Annotated in this window: 11 protein-coding genes and 1 riboswitch; of the genes, 9 read left to right on the top strand and 2 right to left on the bottom strand. The window is 63.9% G+C overall.

The window, feature by feature from the left end; all coding sequences use genetic code 11:
* Nucleotides 1-129 precede the first annotated feature (129 nt).
* From DF200_RS02855 to DF200_RS02830, 6 genes are all read left to right on the top strand, one after another.
* A complete protein-coding gene (locus DF200_RS02855) occupies nt 130-1,020 on the top strand; it encodes a cutinase family protein (protein WP_158275758.1) in 891 nt (296 codons plus the stop codon).
* Nucleotides 1,021-1,354: 334 nt separating this feature from the next.
* On the top strand, nt 1,355-1,849 hold the full coding sequence (locus tag DF200_RS02850) for a transposase (RefSeq protein WP_146191995.1): 495 nt from the start codon (nt 1,355-1,357) through the stop codon (nt 1,847-1,849).
* Nucleotides 1,850-2,394: 545 nt separating this feature from the next.
* Nucleotides 2,395-13,266, top strand: coding sequence for a Spy0128 family protein (locus DF200_RS02845; RefSeq protein ID WP_109136793.1), 10,872 nt, complete (start codon nt 2,395-2,397; stop codon nt 13,264-13,266).
* A gap of 207 nt (nt 13,267-13,473) precedes the next feature.
* Complete coding sequence (locus tag DF200_RS02840; RefSeq protein WP_146191994.1) at nt 13,474-14,097, top strand: HTH domain-containing protein; 624 nt, start codon at nt 13,474-13,476, stop codon at nt 14,095-14,097.
* 110 nt (nt 14,098-14,207) lie between these two features.
* A complete protein-coding gene (locus DF200_RS02835) occupies nt 14,208-16,496 on the top strand; it encodes a PASTA domain-containing protein (RefSeq protein WP_109136791.1) in 2,289 nt (762 codons plus the stop codon).
* A 244-nt stretch (nt 16,497-16,740) separates the two neighbouring features.
* Nucleotides 16,741-17,577 carry an inositol monophosphatase family protein gene (locus DF200_RS02830; protein ID WP_158275757.1) on the top strand — a complete coding sequence of 279 codons (837 nt, stop codon included), beginning with the start codon at nt 16,741-16,743 and terminating at the stop codon, nt 17,575-17,577.
* 46 nt (nt 17,578-17,623) lie between these two features.
* On the opposite strand, the gene DF200_RS02825 is transcribed toward DF200_RS02830, so the two are convergent.
* Complete coding sequence (locus DF200_RS02825) at nt 17,624-18,949, bottom strand: polysaccharide deacetylase family protein (RefSeq protein WP_158275756.1); 1,326 nt, start codon at nt 18,947-18,949, stop codon at nt 17,624-17,626.
* A gap of 282 nt (nt 18,950-19,231) precedes the next feature.
* On the opposite strand from DF200_RS02825, the gene DF200_RS02820 reads away from it, so the two are divergent.
* Nucleotides 19,232-20,533: an adenylosuccinate synthase gene (locus tag DF200_RS02820; protein ID WP_109136788.1), complete on the top strand. Its 1,302-nt coding sequence runs from the start codon at nt 19,232-19,234 to the stop codon at nt 20,531-20,533.
* A gap of 137 nt (nt 20,534-20,670) precedes the next feature.
* Here DF200_RS02820 and DF200_RS02815 read toward each other — a convergent pair whose 3' ends face one another.
* Complete coding sequence (locus DF200_RS02815) at nt 20,671-21,453, bottom strand: GntR family transcriptional regulator (protein WP_109136787.1); 783 nt, start codon at nt 21,451-21,453, stop codon at nt 20,671-20,673.
* Between the two features lie 235 nt (nt 21,454-21,688).
* Here DF200_RS02815 and DF200_RS02810 point away from each other — a divergent pair, with 235 nt between their 5' ends.
* Both DF200_RS02810 and DF200_RS02805 read left to right on the top strand, forming a co-directional pair.
* Nucleotides 21,689-23,116 (top strand): MFS transporter, encoded by a 1,428-nt coding sequence (locus DF200_RS02810; RefSeq protein WP_158275755.1) that lies wholly within the window; start codon nt 21,689-21,691, stop codon nt 23,114-23,116.
* A gap of 58 nt (nt 23,117-23,174) precedes the next feature.
* Nucleotides 23,175-24,146: a nucleoside hydrolase gene (locus DF200_RS02805; protein ID WP_109136785.1), complete on the top strand. Its 972-nt coding sequence runs from the start codon at nt 23,175-23,177 to the stop codon at nt 24,144-24,146.
* Between the two features lie 72 nt (nt 24,147-24,218).
* Nucleotides 24,219-24,331, top strand: a riboswitch (Fluoride riboswitch).
* The last annotated feature ends 187 nt before the right edge of the window (nt 24,332-24,518 follow it).

The raw sequence follows: 24,518 nt of genomic DNA, 5'->3' as shown, positions 1-24,518 counted from the left end.
TCGAATCGTTGCCGTATGGTCGCCGCGGGAAGAATCTTGCGCGGAATGTGTGGCGGTCGCGGCGACGACGTGGGCGGTGCGGTGGAACTGGCCTATAAATGGGGAAACGTCGAAGGAGCGATGATGGGAATGAATCCGCGGATTGTCCGGGCGCTGCATAATGCGGCGGTGATGTGCGTGGCCATCATGGTGCTGGTCGCGATGGCCGCATTGGGGGCGTGCGGTTCCGCGGACGCCGACGGGGTTGGTGCTGCATCGACCGGCGCGACGTCTACCGCCGGTGCGGCATCGGGTTCATCGGCCAATGGTTCCGCCCGTCCCTCGCAATCGCCGTCGTCTCCGGAGCCGTCGTCCGCGTCGTCGCAGTCGGCGGCTTCCCGTGATTGGGGAGATTCCGGCTGCTCCGGCCAGGACGTGCGCGTGGTCATGGCGCGTGGCACGAACGAAAGCGCCGACGACGGTCTGCTGAACCCGGTCTCCAAGCGGATTGCGGACGCGTTCTCCGGGCGGGTGCAGGTCACGTCGCTGAATTATCCGGCCACGTTCGACGTCGACAGCGTGGACGCCGGCGTGAAGCGTCTGGTGGCGATGCTCAACGGGCAGGCGTTGCAATGCCCGCGGCAGAGGACGGTGCTGCTCGGATTCTCGCAGGGCGCGGTCGTGGTCGGCGATGCGTTGTCCGCCCCGAAACAGCGTCTCGCCGTCGACGGCAACCGGGATGTGCTTACCGACGGGGCGGGGCGCAACGTCGTGGCCGTGGTGATGTACGGCGATCCGAGGTTCAACGGCAGGGCCGCGTACAATCGGGGCACGTTCGACGCGAAGACGAACGGCTCGTTGTCTCCGCGCGAACTGACGGCGTTGGCGTCGTATGCGGGCCGGATCGAGGATTATTGCGCCGGGGACGATCTCGTGTGCCAGACGAGCGGCGAGCAGGAGGGGCATCGCAGCTATTTCTCGGATGGATCGCAGACGCGGGGCGCCGATTTCGCTATCGCCAGGCTGAAGGCCGGGCGATAGCGCCTGCGGGGCGCCGATGGGCGGCTGATTGTCCAAACACATATGCCACGGGGTCTATCATGATGCGGAACGGCCTGTTGGGGGTGATGGGCGTACGTAACCCCTCAACCGTTCCGGCAGACGGGGCTGGAAAACCTGCCGACTTCTTGTCTTTGCGGATAAATGAAACGATTGACGTATACAGGAACGTAACAATTTTTGTCAAATGGGGGTAAACCCTTGGCAACGGGAGTACATTGATTGCAACAGGCTGTTGTGGTGGAAAACGGAAGGAATCGATGCGATGCTGCGGTGATGGTCGCATCGTTGAACAAATCGTATATAAAGGGCGGAAATGGCTTCAGTACCGGTGTTGAACGACGAACAGGTCGTCTACCTGCGATCGCTGCGCGCGGTGAAACGGGTCTCATGCAATCGGATCCGATACACCGAGGAATTCAAGGGGCACTGCATGGAACGGTATTTCAACGGTGACTCGCCGGCAGTGATCTTCCGTGAGGCCGGACTTGATTCGGCGATCATCGGATACAAGCGGATCGAACGCTGCATCGCACGATGGCGCAAGGAGGGATATGGCATCGCCGGGAAGGGCGGCACGATGACGGACGGCGAGGCCGATGACGGCATCTACAAATCTGAGTCCGCGCGGAAAACGACCAGCGGCGGGGACCTGCGTGATACGCTGATCGCCCAGCAGGTGCATCGCATCGACGAATTGGAGCGTGAGCTGAAGCGCATGCGCAAACGGTGCCATCTCCTTGAGGTGCGCCTCGAAGAAGAGAGGCATGTGACGGTTGGGAGGGATTCCGTCGAAACCCGACGGGCTTGACGGAGTAATCGCCGCCTAGGAGGTCATGACGCCCTCATGAGGGTCTTGGGGCGGGAAACGTCCCACGAGACGGTGTCATGAGCCTGACGGGATGATGCCAAAAACAGGTCGCCCAAGGACGGTCATGCTGTTGCGCATTGAATCCTTGGATGGTGGGTATGTGCAAAACCCCGACCTGGCGGCGTTTCAGGGCATCCTTTAGGGGGTTTGGATGTCCATGTTTATCGTTTTTCAGTGTATTTTTCGGACAAAACGATATGGTGTTACGGGGGCTGTATAACGGGTGTTATCCCAATGATTGCAATGGTTTTTACTGACCGAGGGTGTTACTATGACGAACCGTATGTAGAGGGTGGAGTATATTTCGATACCCTCTAGTAAGGGAATTTGGGAAAGGTTGCCATGTTGACTTGGAAGAAGATCAAGGGCTCGTTGAGTTCCTGGGTCGATGGACGGGGTTCGCGCCTCGATCGCGGCCGGGGCGCGCTGAACGACTCCCGCAGTGAACGTGAGAATCGTCGTGGGGGGGGGGCTTCAAGGTCGCGGTGGCGATCATCGCCTCCGTCGCCATGTTCGCGCCGACCGCCGCGGTTTCCGCGGACCCGGCCGAAACGCTGACCCCGCAGAGTACGCAGAGCGCGACCCCGAGCCCGACCGGCTCGCCGTCGCAGACCCCGTCTGCGTCGCCGTCCGCAACCGATGATACCGGCGACAAAAGCGCCCAGGACTCCGAGGCCGTCAAGCAGTCCGATTCCGATTCGACGAAGAACGACGACGCTGCCGCAAGCGACGTGAAGAAGGAATCCGCCGACGCGAAGACGCAGGATGCCGCCAAGCAACAACCCGCCAAGGCCAAGGTCGCCGCTGTGCAGACGCTCGACTACAACATCCTCGAACATTTCCGTGCCCGCGTGCAGTTGCAGGGTCTTTCGGTGAGCGGTCAGGCCGGACGATTCCAGTTCGCCCTGACCTGCGGCTTCGACACCGTGGCCACCGGCACCAACGGGGCCGACGGCATCGTCACGCTGACGCCGGCGGGATTCGGCAACCCGAACATCCTGCATTTCAGCTCGGATGATCTCTCCTCCCAGACGTGCACCCTCTCACAGGATCAGCCGACTCCGCCGTTCGCCTCGAACAGCGCACAGAAGCTGACCATGACCCTTACCCCGGAACTTGACGACAAGGGCAATCTCGTCGTCGACTTCTCCGCCGATCCCGACAACGTGAAGGACGGCGGCGAAATGGTGTTCGGCGATTGGGTGAACTACAACGGTCTGTTCACCCCGTCCGGCAGCAAGATCCTCGAAGGCGATGCCGTCAAGGCCGGCCAGTACACGTTCAAGCTGTACACCAGGAACTACCGCACCGGTCAGATCGTGAACGACGGTCCGGTCGTGCCCGGTGGCAACACCAGCGATGCCGCGGACGGCGAGCCCAGCAACGTCGGCTTCAACCAGATTCGCTACAACTTCGATCAGGCGTATCTCGACAAGGCGGTGGCGGCGCACTTCGCCACGGTGCGCGTGAACAAGGACGGAACCCGAACCTGGACGGTCTACTACACCGCCAAGGAGGACGCGCCCCAACAGCCGGGCGTGACCGCCGTCACCCAGCAGATCAACTTCACCGTCACCGCCAAGCTCGGCAACGACGGTAATCTCACCGTCAACCCGCACTATCCTCAGGGCGGACTGACGTTCAGGAACTTCAAGAGCATGGACAAGACCAAATTCGAGTTCTCCGGACAGAAGGTCGTGACCTCCGAGGAAGGCTTCGATCCGGGCAACACCGAAGGCAAGTTCAGTTTCACCGTGACCCCGCAGGACGGTGCGCCCGCCCCGGAGAAGACCAGCACGACGAACGACGCGAACAACAACGTGAACTTCGGCGCCGTGACCATCAACAAGGCCGACCTCGGCGCCAGCGGCGCCAAGGACTTCACCTACACGGTGAAGGAGACGAACATCCCCTCCGGCTACCAGGCCGTCGACGGCGACACCAAGACCGTGACGCTGCACGCCAAGTACGACGCCGTAGCCAACAAGGTGGTCGTGACGGCCGACAGCTCACCGCTGTTCACCATCACCAACAACTTCAAGCCCAACGCTGCCGAGCAGGACATCACCGTGCAGAAGACCGCCAAGGGCCGTGACATGGCCGCCGGCGAATTCACGTTCACGCTCGACGAACAGGGCTATGAGGAGCAGAACAAGAACGGCTACAGCCAGCCCGGCTTCGAGTTCACCAAGGCATCCGTGGCCTCGCCCGCCGTCAAGGACGGCCAGAGCGCCAAGAGCGACGCACTGCATGTCAAGTTCACCAAGCCCGGCGAATACACGTTCAACGTGCGTGAGAACCTCAACGGCAAGGCCGGCGTGACCGCCGACACCAACCCGAAGACCCTCGTGTTCACCGTGGTGCAGGACGAACAGGACCCCGGCAAGCTCGACGTGGCCTCCATCGTCAACACCGCGCAGACCGGTGCCGACAAGAGCATCGTGCCGTTCACCAACACCTTCACCCCGGCCCCCGGCTCATCCACACTCACCGTGAACAAGAGCCTGACCGGCAAGGGCAGCTTCAAGGGCACGTTCACGTTCAACGTGACCGGTGCGACCGACGGCATCACCGTGGAGAACCCCCAGCTGACCACCGGGCAGATCGCCACCAAGGCCGACGGCACCGCTGCAATCGGTAATGCCACGACCACCGTGAACTTCACCAAGGCCGGCACCTACACGCTTACCGTGACCGAGCCCGACTCCAACTTCGCCAACGGCGTCACCAGCGCCGACGACCAGAAGTCCAAGACCGTGACCTTCACCGTCAAGCCCGACTCCGCCTCCGGCAAGCTCGTGGCCGCCGCGCAGTCCGTGACGTTCAACAACAAGTACGCCAGCACTGCCGCCTCCGCCGTCATCCGCGGCACGAAGAAGCTGAACGGCACGGAACCGGGTTCGCGCCGGTTCACGTTCCAGCTGCTCGACAAGGACAACGGCAACAAGCAGATCGGCGCCGACGTGAAGAACGCCGACGACGGCTCGTTCGCGTTCCCGGCCATCAACTACACCGAGGCCGGAACCCACCACTACGTGGTCAAGGAAATCAACGACGGCCAGAAGGGCGTGACCTACGACGCCACCCCGAACCGCGACGTCACCGTGACCGTGACGGACAACGGCAAGGGACAGCTCGTCGCCGCCGTGACCGGCAACAACCCGACCTACGCCAACACCTACGGCACGACCGCCTCCGTGAACATCACGGCGAAGAAGGCGCTGAACGGCCGCGAGCTCAAGGCCGGTGACTTCACGTTCCAGCTGACCAAGACCGATAACACGTGGAACGGAACGGCCGCCAACGGCGCCGCCCCGAACACGGCCCCCGCCGACATCACGTTCCCGGAGACGTACACCGCGGCCGGCACCTACGAATACACGCTCAAGGAGCTCCAGCCCAGTGTGGCCACCATCGGCAACGCCGGAACCTGGGACCAGAATGTGTTCAAGGTCAAGGTGACCATCGCCGGCGACAACGGCCAGGGCGGATTCAACACCGCCACCGTGCAGTACGCCCCGAACGGCACCGAGAACTGGACGACCACCGCCCCGACGTTCACCAACACGTACAGGGTGAACCCCGCCACGGCGAACATCAACGTCAAGAAGGCGTTCACCGGACGTACTTGGAACGACGGTGACAGCTTCCTGTTCACGCTGCACAACACCGCCACCCCGCAAGGCGCCACGGCGATCGCCGATGCGACGACCACCATCGGCAAGCCCGCCAACGGAAACGCCAACACCGGCGCATTCCAGAACGTGAGCTTCTCCAAGGCCGGCACCTACACCTTCGATGTGACCGAAGCCGCATCCACGCTCGCCAACGTGAAGTCCGACACCCACACCGCCAAGGTGACGGTCGTCGTGACCGAGGCGGACGGCAAGCTGACCCCGGCCGTCTCCTACGACAATGGTCAGGGCGCCGCCGACAACTCGGCCGCCGTATTCGCCAACACGTACACGCCGACGCCGAAGACCGTCAACAACCTGTTCACGGTGCGTAAGACGCTCGAAGGACGTGCGTTCAAGGCCGGCGACACCTTCACCTTCAACCTCGCCGGCAACGGAGCGCCGCTGCCGCAGGTCGACGGCAAGGACCAGACCGTGGTCTCCGTGACCGACGGCACCGCCAAGGCGTTCGGCGGCGTGACCTTCACCAAGGCCGGCACCTACACCTACACGCTCACCGAAGCGAACACCGGCATCTCCGGCGTCAGCTACGCCACCGGCAGCGTCAAGGTGACGGTCTCCGTGACCGACGACGGCAAGGGCAACCTGACCGTCACGCCGAAGTATGAGGCCACCGGAACCGGTGCCGCTGTGGACGTTGCCACCGCCGTGTTCACCAACACGTACAGCGCCACCGCGGGCACTACAGCCATCTCCGGCACCAAGACCCTCGACAACCAGTCCGGTGACAACGCGAAGAACCTCGCCAACGGCGAATTCACCTTCACGTTGACGCCGAAGACCGCAAACGCCCCGGTCTCGGCCAACACCACCACGACGAACAACGCGGCGGGCGGCTTCGCCTTCCCGCTGAACTTCGACAAGGACCACATCGGCAGCTACACGTACGAGGTCAAGGAGCAGAACGGCGGCAAGGCCGGCTACACCTATGACGCCAGCGTGTACACCGTGACCGTCACCTCGAAGATCACGTCCGAAAACGGCAAGGACACCGTCACCGCATCCGTGACCAAGATTCAGAAGAACGGCACGGACGCGCAGGCCATCTCCTTCGCCAACGCCTACAAGCCCACGGCCGCGACGCTCGATGCCAACGCCTTCATCACGGGAACGAAGACGTTGAACGGCCGCGACTGGACCGACGCCGACAAGTTCGCCTTCACCCTCGCCGGCGACACCGCCAAGGACGGGGCCACGGTCGAGAAGACGGATGCCACCGCCACGAAGGCCGCCAAGACCTTCGACTTCGGCAAGGCCACGTTCCCCAAGGCCGGCACCTACACCTACACGGTGAAGGAGACCGTGCCCCAGGACGCCACCGGCAACGTCAAGGATGGCGTCACCTACGACGCCAGTGCCAAGACCGTCACCGTGAAGGTTGCCGTCGATGACGCCAACGTGGGCGCGCTCAAGGCCACGGTGGAGAACGGCAAGGTAAGCTTCACCAACACCTACGGCGCAGGCTCCACCACGCTGACCAGCATCACCGGCACCAAGACGCTCAACGATCCGAAGAACGCGAAGACCCTCAACCAGGGCGACTTCCACTTCTCCGTCGCACCGCAGGCAGGCGCCCCGACCGCAGCCGACGGCAGCAGCAGGACGCTTGACGTCTCCAACGACGCCCCGGCGAACGCCGCCGCCAAGACCGCGAACATCACGTTCCTGCAGAACGTGAAGTACGCCCAGGCCGGCAGCTACGCCTACCTCATCAAGGAGACCGGCACCGCCCCGGCCGGCTGGGCCTACGACCAGAGCCAGTACAAGGTGACCGTCCCCGTGACGGACAACGGCACCGGTTCCCTCGTCGTCGGCACGCCGACCACCGAGAAGAGCACCGACAACGGCGCCACCTTCAAGGCCGCGGACGCCATCGCCTTCACCAACACCTACACGCAGACCGACTCCGACAACGCGCCGGTGCCCGCCGTAAATACCACGCTCGACGGCAAGAACCTCGCCGCCGACGACTTCGGCTTCACCTTCAGGCTCACCGACGGCGACGCCAACGGCGTCTCCGGGGCCGCGGCCTCCCAGGTGCTGAACAATGACGCCAACGGCAACGTGACACTGCCCGGCTTCAAGTTCACCAAGGCCGGCGACTACACGTTCACCATCGCGCAGAACCGGACCTACAAAGGCCAGGACTTCTCCACGAACGCACAGGGGCTGACCTTCGCCGCCAACACCGCCACGCTGAAATACCACGTGGCCGACGTCAACGGCAAGCTCACCATCACCGCCGACAAGGCCAACCCGACCTCCGTGACCTTCGCCAACACGTACCGCGCATCCGGCACGTCCGCCGCCGTCACGGGCGTCAAGGCCATGACCGGCCGTGCGTTCCAGAACGGCGACAGCTTCGCCTTCACCATCAAGCCGCAGGGCAACGCCCCGCAGTTCAGCAAGGCGAACGGCGGCAAGGTGACCGTGACGCCGAAGGCCGGTGACAGCACCGTCGACATCAACCTCGGCACGGTCGGCATCGCCAACGCCTACGGCGACAAGACCTTCACCTACACCATCACCGAGGACGACATCCCGGCCTCCATCAAGGGTGTGACGAAGGACGAGTCCACGATCACCGTCACCGTCAACGCCAAGGACAACGGCAACGGCACGTACACGCTGACCCCGTCCTACGCGGGCGGCAAGGCCAACGGCGAACTCAAGTTCACGAACACCTACAGCAAGGGATCCACGAGCAAGGACATCAGCGTCAAGAAGACCTTCATCGGTCGTGACTGGCGAAACGACGACAACTTCACGTTCACCGTGACGCCCAAGTCGTTCAACGACGCCACCGACGCCGCGGCGCTCTCCAACGTGCCGGCCGTCGCCGACATCACCGTCGGCAAGCCGGCCACGGGCACGAGCAACACCGCCTCGAAGACCGTGACGTTCACCAAGGCCGGCACCTACGTGTACGAGATCGCGGAATCCGATCCGGGTCTCGGCGGCGTCAAGCCCGACACGCACAAGGCCACCGTGACCATCGTCGTCAGCGACAAGAACGCCGACGGCGCGTATGACGGCTCGCTGCACATCACCAGCACCACGTACGACAACTCCACGGCCACGACCGACGCCGACAAGGGCGCCAACACGGCCGCGGCGTTCACCAACGCCTACGCGTACAAGGGAACGGTGAAGCAGAAGATCGAGGGCGCGAAGACGCTCAACGGACGCGACATGAAGGCCGATGAATTCACCTTCACCATCGCCCCGAAGAACGACGCCGCCAAGACCGTGCTGCCGCAGGCGAAGGACGTGAAGAACGTCGCCGCAGCCGACGGCAAGGCCTCCGCACTCGACTTCGGTGAACTGACGTTCACGAAGACCGGCACCTACACGTTCGATCTGAACGAAAAGACCGGCCGGCTCGGCGGCGTGAGCTACGACACGCACACCGCCACGGCCACCGTGACCATCGTCGACACCGACGCCCAGACCGGCAAGCCCAACGGCACGCTGCGCCTCGGCTCCGTCGAGTACGACAACGCCGGCGCCACCGACAAGACCGCAGCCGCGGACACCGCCAAGGCCGCGTTCGTGAACTCCTACAAGCAGGGCAGCTCCGATCAGGCGCTCACCGTGACGAAGACCTTCACCGGCCGCCAGTGGAAGAACGCCGACACGTTCACGTTCGACGTGACCAGCCCGGCCGACGGCCCGCAGGCCCCGAAGACCATCACCATCGGCAAGCCCGCCAACGGTACCTCGAACAGCGCCTCCGAGAAGCTGACCTTCACCAAGGCCGGCGACTACGCCTACACCGTCAAGGAGCAGGCCGGCGCCGCCGACAAGGGCGTGACCTACGACAAGCACACCGCCACGGTGACGTTCCATGTGAAGGACACCAACGCCCAAGGCGACAAGGACGGGAACCTCTACGTGACCGTCGAAGGCAAGGCCGAGTTCGCCAACACGTACAAGGCGGCGGATTCCGCAGCCGTGGACGTACCCGCGAGCAAGACCCTCACCGGACGCGCGCTCAAGGCCGATGAGTTCACCTTCACCGTCACGCCGAAGGGTGTGGCCGACGCGAAGGCCGTGGCCACGGCCAGGAACGCCGCTGACGGCAAGGTCAACTTCACCCTGCCCGCATACAGCGAAGCCAGCCTGGCCCAGGCCATCACCGACGGCTACGCGACCGTGGCCACGAACGCCGCCGGCAACCGCGTGTGGACGGTCAACTACACCGCCAAGGAAGACACCACCAAGCTTCCCGCCGCAGTGACCGCCGACGCCGGCAAGGCGTCCTTCGACTTCACCGTCACCGTGACGGACGACGGCGAAGGGCACCTCACCGCAGTTAACAACGCCGGCAACAAGCTCGCGTTCGCCAACACCTACGCTCCTGACGACACCAAGGCCAAGGTGACGCCGACCGGCACGCTGACGGTCGCCAACCCCGACAACGGCACGGTGCCCGACTACGGCGGCAAGTATGCCTACACCATCAGCAGCGACGACAAGACCGCTCCGCTGCCGAAGGTCGTCACGGTCAACAACGGTGTCGACGATGCGAAGAACGCCATCGCCTTCGGTGACATCCAGTTCACCAAGGCCAGCCTCGGCGCCGACGCGGACGGCAAGCCGGTCATGAGCAAGACCTTCACCTACAAGGTCAGGCAGTCCGGCAGCATCGACCACGTCACCAACGACGCCAACGACACCAAGACGTTCACCGTCACCGTGACGGACGACGGCGAAGGGCATCTGACCGTGGCCTCCGACCCGGCCAAGGCGCCGCACTTCGCCTTCACCAACACGTACAACGTCAACGGCGTCACGTCGTCGCCCACCGGCGACGGCCAGCTCGCCGTGACCAAGGTGCTCACCGGACGCGCGCTCGCCGACGGACAGTTCCACTTCACCCTTAAGGGCGAAGCCCAGAACAACGGCGCGGCCAAGGTCGACCAGACCAAGACCAACGACGCCAAGGGCAACGTCGAATTCGACGCCATCGCGTTCACCAAGCCGGGCACCTACCAGTACGTGCTTGATGAAACCGACCGGTCCGGCAACGGCTACACCAACGACGACGACACCTACACGCTCGTCGCCGCCGTGACCGACCAGGCGGGCCAGTTGAACGTCGTCTGGTCCGTGCGCGACGCCAATGGCAACGCCAGCCAGTCCAAGACCATCACCTTCACCAACGCCTACAAGGCCACGGGAACCGTGAGCCTCAAGGCCTCGAAGAAGCTGACCGGCCATGCACTGGCCGAAGGACAGTTCGAGTTCCAGCTGTGGGCCGGCAAGACCAAGCCCACCGATCCCGACGCCACACCGTTGCAGACCAAGACCAACGACGCCAAGGGCAACGTCACGTTCGACCCGATCGCCTACACGCAGGACATCGATCATGACGACGCCGGCAAGACCTTCGACTACGTGATCACCGAAGTCGATCCGAACGCCGACGGCTACGAAGCCTACGACAAGACGGTCAAGACCGTTTCGGTCAAGGTCACGGACAACGGCGACGGCTCGCTCAGGACCGACGTCACCGGCAACGGCCAGCAGTTCGCCAACCAGTACAACGCCAACGGCGAGATCAGTCTCGACGCGGCGATGACGCTGGATGGCCGCGCCCTCGACGACGCCAGGACCCCGGACTTCGAGTTCACGCTCGCCGGTCAGGGCGCCGACGCCGCCGTCAAGCAGACGGTCAAGGCGGACAAGACCACCGGCAAGATCGGCTTCGACAAGCTCACCTACGACCAGACCAAGCTCGGCGACCACACGTACACCATCACCCCGGTGGTGCCCGCCGGCGCCGCGGACAACGGCGACGGCACGGCCACGCTGAAGGGCTACACCTACAGCACCAAGCCTGTCACCGTGACGGTCACGGTCAAGGACAACGGCAACGGCACGCTCGCCGTGACCGCCAAGCCCGCACAGGTCCGCTTCGCCTACGGCTATCAGGCCACCGGCACCTTCACGCCGAACGTGCGCAAGGTGCTCGACGGCCGTGAACTGAAGCCGAACGAATTCACCTTCGCCCTCAAGGGCGACGGCGCGCTCGGCACCGGTAACACGAACCAGACCGGCAAGCCCAACGTCGATGCCGACGGCACCGTGAACTTCGACCCGATCGCGTACACGCTGGACAAGAGCCATCTCATCGATGGCAAGTCGTTCACGTACACGGTCTCCGAGGAGGGCGCCGACGGCAAGCTGCCGCCCGCCGTCTCCGGAACCCTCGTCAGCAAGAACTTCACCGTGAAGGTCACCGATAACGGCGACGGCACGCTGACGTTCACGCCCGACAAGGTCGACGTCGAACTCACCAACACCTACGGGGCCGACCTCAAGGTGCCGGTGAACTTCAACGGCCAGGCCAAGCTCGACGTGCCGGACGGCTCCACCACCGACACGACCCACGTGGCAGGCAGGTTCAACTACACCATCACCGGCAAGGACGGCGCCCCACTGCCCGAGAGGACCACGGCCACCAACGACGCCGACGGCAACGTCGACTTCGGTGCCTACGTCTTCACCAAGAAGGATCTCGGCAAGGACGCGAACGGCAAGGACGTGATGGAGAAGACCTTCACCTACACCGTGAAGCAGACGGGCGAAGCCCCCGGCGTCACGCTAGACAAGGACGCCGCCAAGACCTTCACGGTCACGGTGACGGACGACGGCGAGGGCCACCTCACCGCCAAGGTCAGCGAAACCCCGGCCTTCACCTTCACCAACGTCTACGCTCTGACGCCGCTCAAGGAGACCCTCTCCAAGGAGAACGGCATCAGCGTGAAGACGCTCATCACTGGACGCGACCTCAACGAGGGCGAGTTCCAGGTGCAGCTCTCCACCAAGGCCCGTGACGCGGCCCGTGCCGACGGCATCGAAGGACTGCCGCAGACAAAGGCGAACGCGGCCGACGGCACCGTCACGTTCGATGACGTCACCTACACCAAGCCCACCCAGACCACGTTCACCTTGGACGAGGTCGACGGTGACCTTGGCGGCGTGACCTACGACCAGACCGTGTTCACGGTCCGTGCGGAAGTCGTCGACAACCACGACGGCACGATGGGCGTAACCTACACGCTCGTCAACCCGAAGGACGGATCGCAGCCCAATGAGGCCGTGTTCGACAACGTCTACGCGCCTGTCGCCACCGACGCGCAGATCATTGCGAACAAAACCTACAAGGGCGCCGAACTCAGGAACGGACAGTTCTCCTTCGTCCTCGCCGACGCCGACGGCAAGACCGTCGACGAGGCGAAGAACGACGCCGATGGCAAGGTCACGTTCGAGAAGCTCGACTTCACCAAGAGCGACCTCGGCACGATCGGCGCCGACGGCAAGACCGTGATGGAGAAGACCTTCACCTACACCGTCAGCGAGAAGAACGACAAGCAGGCCAACGTGACCTACGACGGCAAGACCCATAAGGTCACCGTCACGCTCACGGATGACGGCAAGGGCCAGCTGCATACCGCGATCTCGTACGACGACGGCGGCAAGGTGCCGGAGTTCGTGAACACGTACACCGAGCCCGCCAAGCCGGCCGCGCCGAATCTGCTCGGCAAGACCGGTGCCGCGATCTCCGGAGGAGCGGTGCTCATGCTGCTGCTGCTCGGAGCCGGACTGATGCTGCGGAAGGGTGCCGGAAGCACCCGCGGAGCGCATCGGGCCTGATGTCCTGCCACGTCGTATGACGCGGCAAGACGAGGAATGGCCGTCTGGGGGTCATGGGATACGCATGACCCCCAGACGCTGAGAAAGCCGATGGGATGCAAAACCCATCGGCTTTCTCGATGGCATCCATGCGGGAATGCGGAGGACGCCGATTGTGATTTTGGCCGGAGACGGCATTGTCGCCAATATTGCGTTAGGAGACAGAACATGGCTTCAGCACCGGAGTTGAGCGAGGAGCAGATCGTCTACCTGCGATCGCTTCGTGCGGTGAAGAAAGTGTCAAGCAACCGTATTCGATATACCGAGGAATTCAAGAAAAACTGCATGGAACGGTATTTCAACGGCGAATCGCCTGCCGTGATCTTCCGTGAGGCGGGTCTTGATTCCTCGATCATCGGATACAAGCGGATCGAACGCTGCATCGCACGATGGCGGCAGGAGGGGTACGGGCTGCCGGAGGATTCCGCCTCCGATGCGGATGGCGACCAGGCCGAGGACGTCGCGGTTCGCGGCGAGGCTCGTCGCGAGCGAGCACGCGAGGTGCGAACGCGCAGCATCTACAAGCCCGGAATGAAACTCCGTGCCAAACGCAATTCCGATTTGCGTGACATCCTCATAGCCCAGCAGGTGCGGCGCATCGACGAGCTGGAACACGAGATCGAGCGGTTACGCTACCACTGCCATGAACTGGAAAAGCATGGTCATGACGAGCATGATGCCGGCGTCGATGAGGGGAGCGATGCGCCGAACCGCACGATGCCGGGCACGGAGGCGGACGCCACGGCGAAGGCCGGAACGGGTGCGTCCGGCGACGCCGACCTCGCCCGGTGACGCGCACGGTGCGACGGCGTCCGCGCCGGAACCGCACGCGGGACGATGGGAGGGGGATTACCTGAGGCTAGACTGAGGGAAGCGAGGCCAAGCGAGGGAGAGGGGCCGTTATGTTCTGCGACAACTGTGGGGCGCAAACCGGCGAAGATGAACGGTTCTGCGGCAAATGCGGGCATCCGCTGGCGCAGACCGGGGAGAGTCGGCCCCAATCCTCCGACGTGCCCATGCCGACGTCAGTACCGCTGCCGGGAGGCGACGGACGGCCGGCAGCGGACCCCATAACGGGCGGGCGGCCTGAACAGGCGGCGTCCGCTGCGGCCACGGCATCCGTCCCCGCGGCACAGCAGACGCTCACCAGGAAGCAGATCGTCCTCACCATCGCCGCGGTCGTCGCCATCGCGCTCATCGCCGCTGCGGGCATGGTCATCACCCATCGCGCCGGCCTCTGGGGGGCAAAGACCATCCCCGACGTTAGCGCCATCAAACCCGCCGAAGGCAAAAAACTCACCGCCAACGTCGTAGCCCAACAACTCAACGACCAAGGCATCAAAACCGAGGTCAAGAAGGTCTACTCGGGCGAGGACGCCGGCTCGTTCGCCGGTCTCGACGGCGTGAAATCAGGTGACCGCGTCGGCTCCGGCCAGACCGTCACCGTCAACGAATCCATGGGTCCCGGCGTCCCCCAGGGCACCGTCGGCAAAACCGCCGTCGACATCGTCAACACGCTCAAGACCATGAACGTGCCGGTGCGCTACAAGCAGGTCATCGTCAACGATGACGCAAAAACCAAGCCCGGTTCCGTCGTGGCCACATATCCGAATGACGGCGCGGCCGTCGCCGACAAGAAGACCGGCATCGCGGTCGGCGTCGCCACCAAAGGCGACGGCATCGGATACGACATTATCGGAACCGACAAAAACCAAGCAAAATCAACGCTTGAATCCAAAGGATATTCGGTAACATTGAAACCGAAATTCTCCTCCAAACACTACATCGGCAAAATCTCCGGCTCCGACCCGGCCCCCGGAACCCCGCTCGAATCCGGCGACAGCGTCACGCTGTATTACGGCATCGACGCCAGCCAAACCAAAACCGTGTTCACCGGCGAGGAGGGCGGACAGAAGATCATGGCCAACCCCGGCGACTTCCTGACCGGTACCTACTGCAAGTCCGACAACACCACGTGTCTCACGCTCGGCATGGAGAAACTCAACAGTGCCGGCGACTACGAATACCTGTTCAACACCGCCGACGACGCCGATCAGAACCGTATGCTCATCTCGTCGCACGCTTACCAAAGCTACGGCGCACCGCCCGAGGACAGCTCCAACGCCGGTCTGCTCATCAACGGCGACACCGGCGCGTTCGAGCTCTTCCCGCTGGCCTCCGCCACGGGCGACGTATATTGCGGCGACGAACTCATGGCCGGGGAAGGCCCCGTGGGTTGCGTGAACGGGGAAAAGGTGACAGGCGACGGCTCCTCGTCCATGTCGTCCTCGGGCCTCACCCGGCGTATGGACACGTTCTACACGTACTTCCCGGTCGGCTCCGACCTGAACGCCGTGGAATCGGCCGGATATTTCGACGCCGACGCGCTCGCCAAAGCCAAGAAGCAGAAGGCCGCCGACACCAGCCGTCCGTTCATCGTGATGCGCGACAAGTCGCTCTACGGCAAGGCCGAAACCGAAATCGCCGATGCCAGCCGCTCCGACCCCAACCCGTTCATACCCGCCGTGCCGGGCAGCGGGAAAACCGTCAGGACCGTGAAGATGAAGCCGGCGCCGTCGAACGACAGCGTGTATTATCTCGTCGAAAACGGGGGAGCCTCGCTCGATTGGGATTCGCTGGCCGACGCCGACGTCAAGGGAGCCGGTGATTCGACGGCCTCCTCCGGCTCGACGGTATCCGGAGCCGACGCCGCGTCGAAGAAGATATTCGCCGAACTCGCCGGTTCGCAGTACGTGTTCTCGTCGACTGGCGACGGCAGTGAATACTCGATGATGGCGTTGAAATCAGACGGCACGTTCAGCGGCACCACCTACACCGCGGACCTCAGCGATCCCGGCTATTCCGTGGCGACCGCGCCGCGCAAGGAATCGAAGTTCAGCGGACGGTTCTCGTCGGCCAAGAAAGGCAGCGGCGGCACCTACACGCTGCAATGCGATGCCTCCGCGCTCAAGACCGTGGACGGCACCCATGCCATTTCGGCAGGATTCGACCCATGCGGCGAGTTCACCGCCTACCCGGCCGGCACGTCGTACGACACCTTCGGCACCGGTACCAAATCGGTGCTGCTCAGTCGTGGGGAATCCGAAAGTGGTCCGAAGGATTGGCTGATCGTCAACCGTGGCATCGCCGACGACTCCATCCCCGGCTCCTACGAGCGCATCAAGCGGTGAAACTCCGGGCTGTGAGGCCTGCCAACCCCCGTTTGCGCTTGGGCAAAGCCTCACAACCCGCCATTTCGGTGAGACCGGCCGGCAGGTCGCCGCATAGGGCGTTGTGGTGGGGAAACCAACCACAAGAATTGTGCTGTTGTTATGCCATTGTTATTGCATATTCATACGTTCGATGGGATTGCTGACTATAACTAATACCAGTGAGTTTTGCGAAAGGCATTGTAGCCAAATCATGGAGGACGCGATGACGGGTGCTGAACAAGTCGAAATGACCGTACTGACCGATATTGTCCGCGAGGCCGCCCGTCGATATATGTTCGACACCGTCGCGGCGCACCGCATCCAGGTCAAGGGCCTCGGCGACTTCGTCTCCGAGGTGGATTCCGATATCCAGAAATACATCCACAGGGAACTGGCGGAACGGTATCCGGGAATCCAGTTCCTCGGCGAGGAGGACGGCCAGCAGAACGTCGATTTCGACGGCACGTATTGGGTGCTCGACCCCGTCGACGGGACCAGCAACCTCATCCACGGCGTCAAGCACAGCGCGATCTCTCTGGCGCTGATGACCGGCACGACCGGCGAGAAGGCCGTGGTCTACCAGCCGTACCTCGACGAGATGTTCACCGCCGAACGTGGCAAGGGCGCGCACCTCAACAACAAGCCGATTCACGTGAGCATGACGGGAGACATGGGCATGGCGCTCATCGCCGTGGGAACGTCCCCGTACCACCGCGAGATGGCCGGTCCGAACTTCACCATCATCCGCGAGGTGTTCGAGCGTTGCGCCGACATTCGCCGCAGCGGATCGGCAGCGCTGGATATGGCGTGGGTGGCCGCCGGACGATACGACGCCTATTTCGAGGGGCGCGTCAAGCTTTGGGATTGCGCGGCCGGGCGACTGCTCGTGGAGGAGGCCGGCGGCAAGACCGTCAGCTGGGCTGGCGAGCCGCTCGGCAACGCCATGGAAAGCAGCATCGTCACAGGTACGCCGGAGATCGTGAACCAGCTGCAGCAGTACTTCCTCGACGAGGTGGATTCGGCGGATGCGTCGAGCGTCGAGTCTTTCCCGCGCGGCTGAAGACCGGCCCCGCGGCTGAAGCTCGGCGCACCTTCGCCGTCGGTGTCTACTTGGCGGGTTCGTTGTTCGCCACGTAATCCGGGAACGTGCCGTCGAGCTTGATCATCTCGGAGACGGTGACGAACGTGAATCCCTTGGCCTTGAGGCCGTCGATGATCTGCGGCAGCGCGGTCACGTCCTGCGAGCGGTCGCCGCCGCCGTCGTGCATGAGCACGATTGAGCCGTTCTCGGCCTGCTGGAGCACGGTGTCGCGGATCTTGTCGGGGCCGGGGCGCTTCCAGTCCTCGGTGTCGATGGTCCACAGCACGTTGGAGCTGATGATGTCGTAGGAGTCGAGCCACTGCTGGCGTTCGAACGCACCGTAGGGGGAGCGGAACATGCGACCGGTTTCGCCGCTGTTCTTCTCGATCACGCCGAACGATTTGCCGATCTCGTTGCGCAGGTCGCCGCGCGAAAGCTTGGGCAGGTACTTGTGGCTGACGGAGTGGCTGGCGATCTCATGCCCGTCGGCGGCCAGCGACTTCTCCTGGGCGCCGAAGTAGGCGGCCTCCTCGCTGAGGTTGAAGAACGTGGCGTGGACGCCCTTCTCCTTGAGGATCTTCTGGTATTGGGCGGTGTATTCGCTGGGGCCGTCGTCGAAGGTGAGGGCGATGTACTTCTTGCCGTCCTTCGGGCGAGGCGTCTTGGTGGTGACCTTGAAGTCCTCCGCCTTCTTGACGACGCCCTTGTCGACGGTCTCCTTGGAGATCGCGCCCGTCCACTGCTCCTTGTAGCCGTCCCGTCCGGGCGAGGCGACGTATTGGATGGCGCCGCCGCCCATGAGGTCCACGGCGTCGAGGCTCGGCCCCTTGTGGGGGATCGTCTCGCGTTTGACGGTGTACCGTTCGGTGACGTCCTTGCCGTTGTCGACGGTGATCTGCGCGTCTGGCTGGAGTCGGAGGGAGTCCCAGTCGGCGGCGTTCAGCTTCTGCCCGTTGACGGTGATGGTCTGCTTGTCGCCGCCCTTGCCGTCCAGCACCTTGTTCGATACGGACAGCAGGTTGCCGGGCTTGGTGCCGAAGTCGCCGTTGGCGTCCATGATGCTCTGCACGGTCGTGTTGATGCGCGTCTCGACCGGTGTGCCGTTGACGGTCACGTTGATGGGGCGGAGACGGTTCATGTAGTACCAGCCGCCAGCCACGCCGGCCGCGCCCACGAGCGCGAGGACGATCAGCGTGACGAGGATGATCTTTCCGACGCTGCGCTTCTTCCTTGGAGTGCCGCCATCGGGGCCGTTGTCGATGAAGTCGTCGAAGCTCGCGCCGCGCGCGCTGTCTCCGAAATGCAGCTCCTCGACGTTGTCGGGCTGCGTGCCGTCCTGTCTGTTGCTCACGAAATATGCCTTTCTTCGCTTCTCGTCGACGGTCGCGTCCGATGCGACGCCGATAAGCCCTATATAGGGGGCTACGAGGAAATAATCTACCCTTTGTATGGCACATTCGCGACCGATATGCCGCATATCGTGCAAACATCGGGTAATCATACGGGTGTGTTCATTCGTTGTTCATGTTCACTGTCTAATCGTGTCGTCGACAAGCCCTGGGGCGATCGTTTCGGCGGTTCAGGGCTTACGGTAGTCTGTTTGCGGCGTAAATATGCGGCTTCGGAGGACATCATGCCTGGAATTATTTTGATTGGTGCGCAGTGGGGCGACGAAGGTAAGGGCAAGGCGACCGACCTTATCGGAACCAAGGTCGACTACGTGGCCCGTTTCAACGGCGGCAACAACGCGGGCCACACGGTCGTCGTGGGCGACGAATCGTACGCCCTGCACCTGCTTCCCTCCGGCATCATCAGCCCGAACGTGACCCCGGTGATCGGCAACGGCGTCGTCGTGGACCCCGAGGTGTTGTTCCAGGAGATCGAAGGCCTCGAATCGCGTGGCGTCGACTGCTCGCGACTGCTGGTGAGCGAGTCCGCGCATGTCATCGCACCGTATCATCGCACGATCGACAAGGTGACCGAACGCTTCCTCGGCAAGCACAAGATCGGCACCACCGGCCGCGGCATCGGACCGACCTACGCCGACAAGATCAACCGCGTGGGCATCCGCGTGCATGACCTGTTCAACGCCGACCATCTGCGCGATAAGGTGGAGGCCAGCCTGCACCAGAAGAACCAGATGCTGGTGAAGCTGTACAACCGCCGCCCGATCGACGTGGACCAGACCACCGACGAACTGCTCGCGCTCGGCGAGAAGCTCAAGCCGTTCGTGGCCAATACGTCGCTCGTGCTGAACAAGGCGCTCGACGAGGGCAAGACCGTGCTGTTCGAAGGCGGCCAGGCCACCATGCTCGACGTGGACCACGGCACCTACCCGTTCGTGACGTCCTCCAACCCGACGGCCGGCGGCGCCTGCACCGGCACGGGCGTCGGCCCCACCAAGATTGACCGCGTGATCGCCGTGGCCAAGGCCTACACCACGCGCGTGGGCGAGGGCCCGTTCCCCACCGAGCTGTTCGACGAGCAGGGCGAGTGGCTGCGCGCCCAGGGTCATGAATACGGTGTGACCACCGGACGTCCGCGCCGCTGCGGCTGGTTCGACGCCGTGGTGACCCGCTACGCCTCGCAGGTCAACGGCCTGACCGATCTGGTGCTCACCAAGCTCGACGTGCTCACCGGCCTTGAGCGGATTCCGGTGTGCGTGGCCTACGACGTGGAGAACGCCGACGGCACGCACACGCGCTTCGAGGACATGCCCGTGGACCAGTCCGCGTTCGCGGCGGCGAAGCCCGTCTACGAGGAGCTTCCGGGCTGGACGGAGGACATCTCCAAGGTGCATCGCTTCGAGGATCTGCCGGCCACCTGCCAGGCGTATGTGAAGCGACTGGAGGAGATCTCCAACTGCCGCATCTCCGCCATCGGCACCGGTCCGCAGCGTGACCACATCATCTCCATCAATTCGCTGATCGATTAGTCGATAGTCGCGTCTGTCGCGTCTGTCGTGCTGTTTACGTCACGTGGGCCGGCCGGGCGGTCCGGCGGTCCACGTGACATCATTCGTTCCATCGTTTCCGGGGAACGACCGGATTTCCTTACGCGCCAGTCTGCATGTCACACGCCAGTCTGCATGATCGACAGGCCGTGCACGTTCGTCGACACGATGTATTTGCCCAGATAGGCGGGCCGGTCGTTGTGCAGGATCGTCTCCGTGAGGATGAGCACGGGGGCGTCGTCGGCCACATGCAGCAGCGGCGCCCGTGATTCGCCGGCCGTGCTGGCGGCCAGATGGCATTCCCCCTTGGAGAACGACGCGCCGGTGCGGTCGATGAGTTCTGCGAGCAGCGTCCGCCCGTCGTCGGGGAGTTGGCGCAATGTGGCGTCGATGTCCAGTCCGACCTCCGCGTCCCGGTGCGAGGGCAGGTGTTCCTGGACGATCGCGGCGGGCGCCCCGCCCACGCTGACCAATGATTCGCGGAACCAGGTGTCGTCGCCGACCGCGATTCGCAGCCGGTCGGAGACGAATTCCGTGGCCGAGTCGAACAGCGTCTTGATGGGGGAGACCTCGATGTCCGCGCCGCCCGTGGCCATGATGTCTTCGAACGGCTGGATCTTTTCGAGGCCGAGCGCCGGCAGGGAATCGGCGACGAATCGGCCCACGCCGCGTTTGGTGGTGAGCAGGCCGTCTTCCTCAAGGAGGATCAGCGCCTCGCGTACAGGGGTTCGGCTGACGCCGAGTCGTTCGGCGAGTTCGGATTCCCGGGGGAGCAGCGTTCCGGCGGGCAGGACGCCGGAACGGATGCCTGCGGCCAGTCGTGAATATACGGCGATTCGGATGGGCTGTCGATGCGTGATGACGACCGGACTGCTCAGGTATTCCTCGGCGGTGGTGCCCATGAGGCCCTCCTTTGGTGGTGATTACTGCCTAGTGTAACCGTGGCGGGAGGATTCCATCGATGATTGGTAGCACCAGCGTGTCATACCAATAAGTATGATATCTTACTTAATTATTAGGTATGATTTCATACCGGTCAGTATGTTCATACCGGTCAGTATGACTGATGGGTCAACGCGGTCGATCGGTCGGTCTGACGAACGAATCGAGTATGGCAAGAAGACGAAGGAGTCGAAGATGAATACTCAAACGTCCCCAACGCAAACACCCACGTCCGAGGAGTCGAACGGCCTGGGACTGTCCAAGGGCCGGGTCGTGGCGCTGGTCGCCGCGCTGATCATGACCGTGCTGTCGTTCCAGCTCAACGCCAGCATGATCACCCCCGCGCTGCCGAGCATCGCCGAGGATCTGAACGTCTCCATCAACGAGGTCTCGCAGGTGAGCACCATCTTCCTGCTATTCGGCTCCATCGGCGGCATCCTGCTGATCCGCTGGAGCGACTACGTGGGCCGGCGAAACGTGCTGTTCGTGATACTCGGCGCACTGCTGGTCGGTTCGCTGCTGGCGCTGTTCGCGCCGAACCTGCCGGTGCTGCTCGTCGGACGCGCCATGCAGGGCATCAGCTCCGCGGCCTTCCAGATCTCGTACCTCGTGCTCGATGAGGCCCTCTCGCCCAAGGCGTTCGGTGCCGCGCTCGGCCTGATCACCGCGCTCAACGGCGGCGTCGGCGGCGTGGACGGATACTTCGGCGGCCTGCTCGCCGAGAACTTCGGCTACCGTTCGCTGTTCGTCGTGATCCTCGGCTTCACCGCCATCGCGCTCGTCGCCGTCATCCTCACGTTCCCGAAGAACATGAAGACCACCTCCACCGGCAAGTTCGACTGGATCGGCGGCGTGCTGATCACCGCCGGATTCGTCTGCCTGAACAAGGGCATCTCCGCCGGATCGTCCGCCGACCACGGATGGACCTCGCCGAAGGCCATCATCCTGCTCGTCGTGGCCGTGACGTCCCTTGTGCTGTTCTGGATCCGCCAGCAGCGTGCCAGCAGCCCGCTCATCACCGTGGACGAGCTCAAGTCCCGTCAGGTGTGGCCGGTCATCGCCGGCGTGCTCTTCACCCTGGCCGGCGTGTACCCGGTCATCAACTTCACCATGGTGGTGCTGAGCCAGAACTCGCAGATCGGCTTCGGCATGAGCGCATCCATCTCCTCGCTGTTCTTCCTCGTGCCGCCGGCCGTCATCGGCATCGTCGCCGCACCCGTGGTCGGCTGGATCGCGCCGCGCATCGGCTGGATACTCACACTGCGTATCGGTCTGGTCATCTGCGTGGCCGCACTCGTCGTCATCATGCTGTTCCCCACGAACTTCGTCCTGTGCGTGGCCATGATCGCGGTGCTCGGTGTGGGCTACAACGGTCTGGCGCTCACCACGCTCAACGCGCTGGGTGTGTTGCTCTCGCCCGAGGACTCCAAGGGCGCGCTGCCGGCCATGAGCGGTGCATGCTTCGGCCTCGGCTCCAGCATCGGCATCGCGCTCATCTCGCCGTTCGCCTCCGCCGACGCGGTCAGCGGTGTGCGCATGGCCATGGCGATCTCCCTCGCCATCACCGTGGTCGCGCTGATTGCCGCCCTGCTGATGCGCGCCCCCGAAGGCAAGAAGGTCTGACCGCCACACCCGACACGGCGGCGGGCGCGATCCCGCCGCCACATGCAAGGAGCATCACATGACAACCACCACCGCACCCACCACCCCCCGTCCCGTATACTTCGACTGCGACACCGGCATCGACGACTCCCTGGCACTGGCCTACCTCATGGCCTCGCCGGCGGTGCGCCTCGTCGGAGTCGGCACCGTGGCCGGCAACACCAACGCCGACCAGGCCGCGCGCAACAGCCTCGAACTCATGGCCCTCGGCGGCCACGGCCACGTGCCGGTCGCCGTCGGCGCCCGTGAATACCGCGTCAACACGTTCTCCGGCGGCGTGCCGGCCGTGCACGGCGACAACGGCGTGGGCAACGTCGACATGCCGCCGGCAGGCCGCGCCGCGGAAGACCGGACCGCCGTCGACCTGCTGATCGCGCTCTCCCACGAACACGCCGGCGACCTGCACATCGTGGCCGTCGGACCGCTCACCAACCTCGCCGCCGCGCTGGAGGCCGACCCGACGCTTCCGCAACGCGTCGCGCACGTGTGGGTGATGGGCGGCGCCGCACTGGTGCCGGGCAACATCTCGCCCGTCACCGAGGCGAACATCGGCCACGACCCCGAAGCCGCACGCATCGCGCTCGCGGCCGACTGGGACGTGACCATCGCCCCGCTCGACGTGACCATGGCGCACACCTTCGAGGAGACCCACCGTCAGGCCCTGCTCGCCAGCGGGAACCCGGCCGCCGAAACCGTGGGCCGGATGCTCGACTTCTACTTCGACTTCCACGTGCCCGAATACGGCCGCCGCTGCAGCGCCCTGCACGATCCCACTGCCGCGGCCCTCTGCGCCGGCGGCGTCACCCCGTCGGTCGCGCCCGCCGTGCCCGTGGACGTGGACGACACGCACGGCCCCGGCCGTGGCCAGCTCATCTGCGACCTGCGCGGCCAGCGCCAGGCATGGCACGACCGGCCCGGCGCACGCACCCGCGTGGTGCTGTCCATCGACGATCCGGTCGCCGACCATCTGGTCGAGGTGCTTGCACGCTGATCCGCCGATTCCCGCCTCCCCGATTTCCCAGGGGCGAAACGCCGATTGCCGTTTGCGCGGCATCGGCGTATATTGTTTTCCGGTGATGGAACTCACCAGGGTGTTCGGCACCGGTCCGCAACAGGGCCGCGGCGCTTGATGTCGAACATCCGAACCGCATTTCCGCTGATGGTTCCTATAATTCGACAGACGATGCTCGGGTTCCGCCCGAGGTCGTGTGCAGAACTTTCATGCGATGGGCGCATACGTGTGCAGTCGCATGGATGCTGATGTGTGTGACACGCGTGGAGCGTGGGGTACAGGCATCGTGGATGGTCGAATTCCAGCGGATTGCGCATAATCGTTCGCCTTCCACGACGGAGAAGGAAGGCA

Origin of the sequence: Bifidobacterium catulorum, from assembly GCF_003129925.1 — a bacterium.
GTDB classification, from domain to species: Bacteria; Actinomycetota; Actinomycetes; order Actinomycetales; family Bifidobacteriaceae; genus Galliscardovia; species Galliscardovia catulorum.
This window is presented reverse-complemented; position numbering and strand designations above follow the sequence as displayed.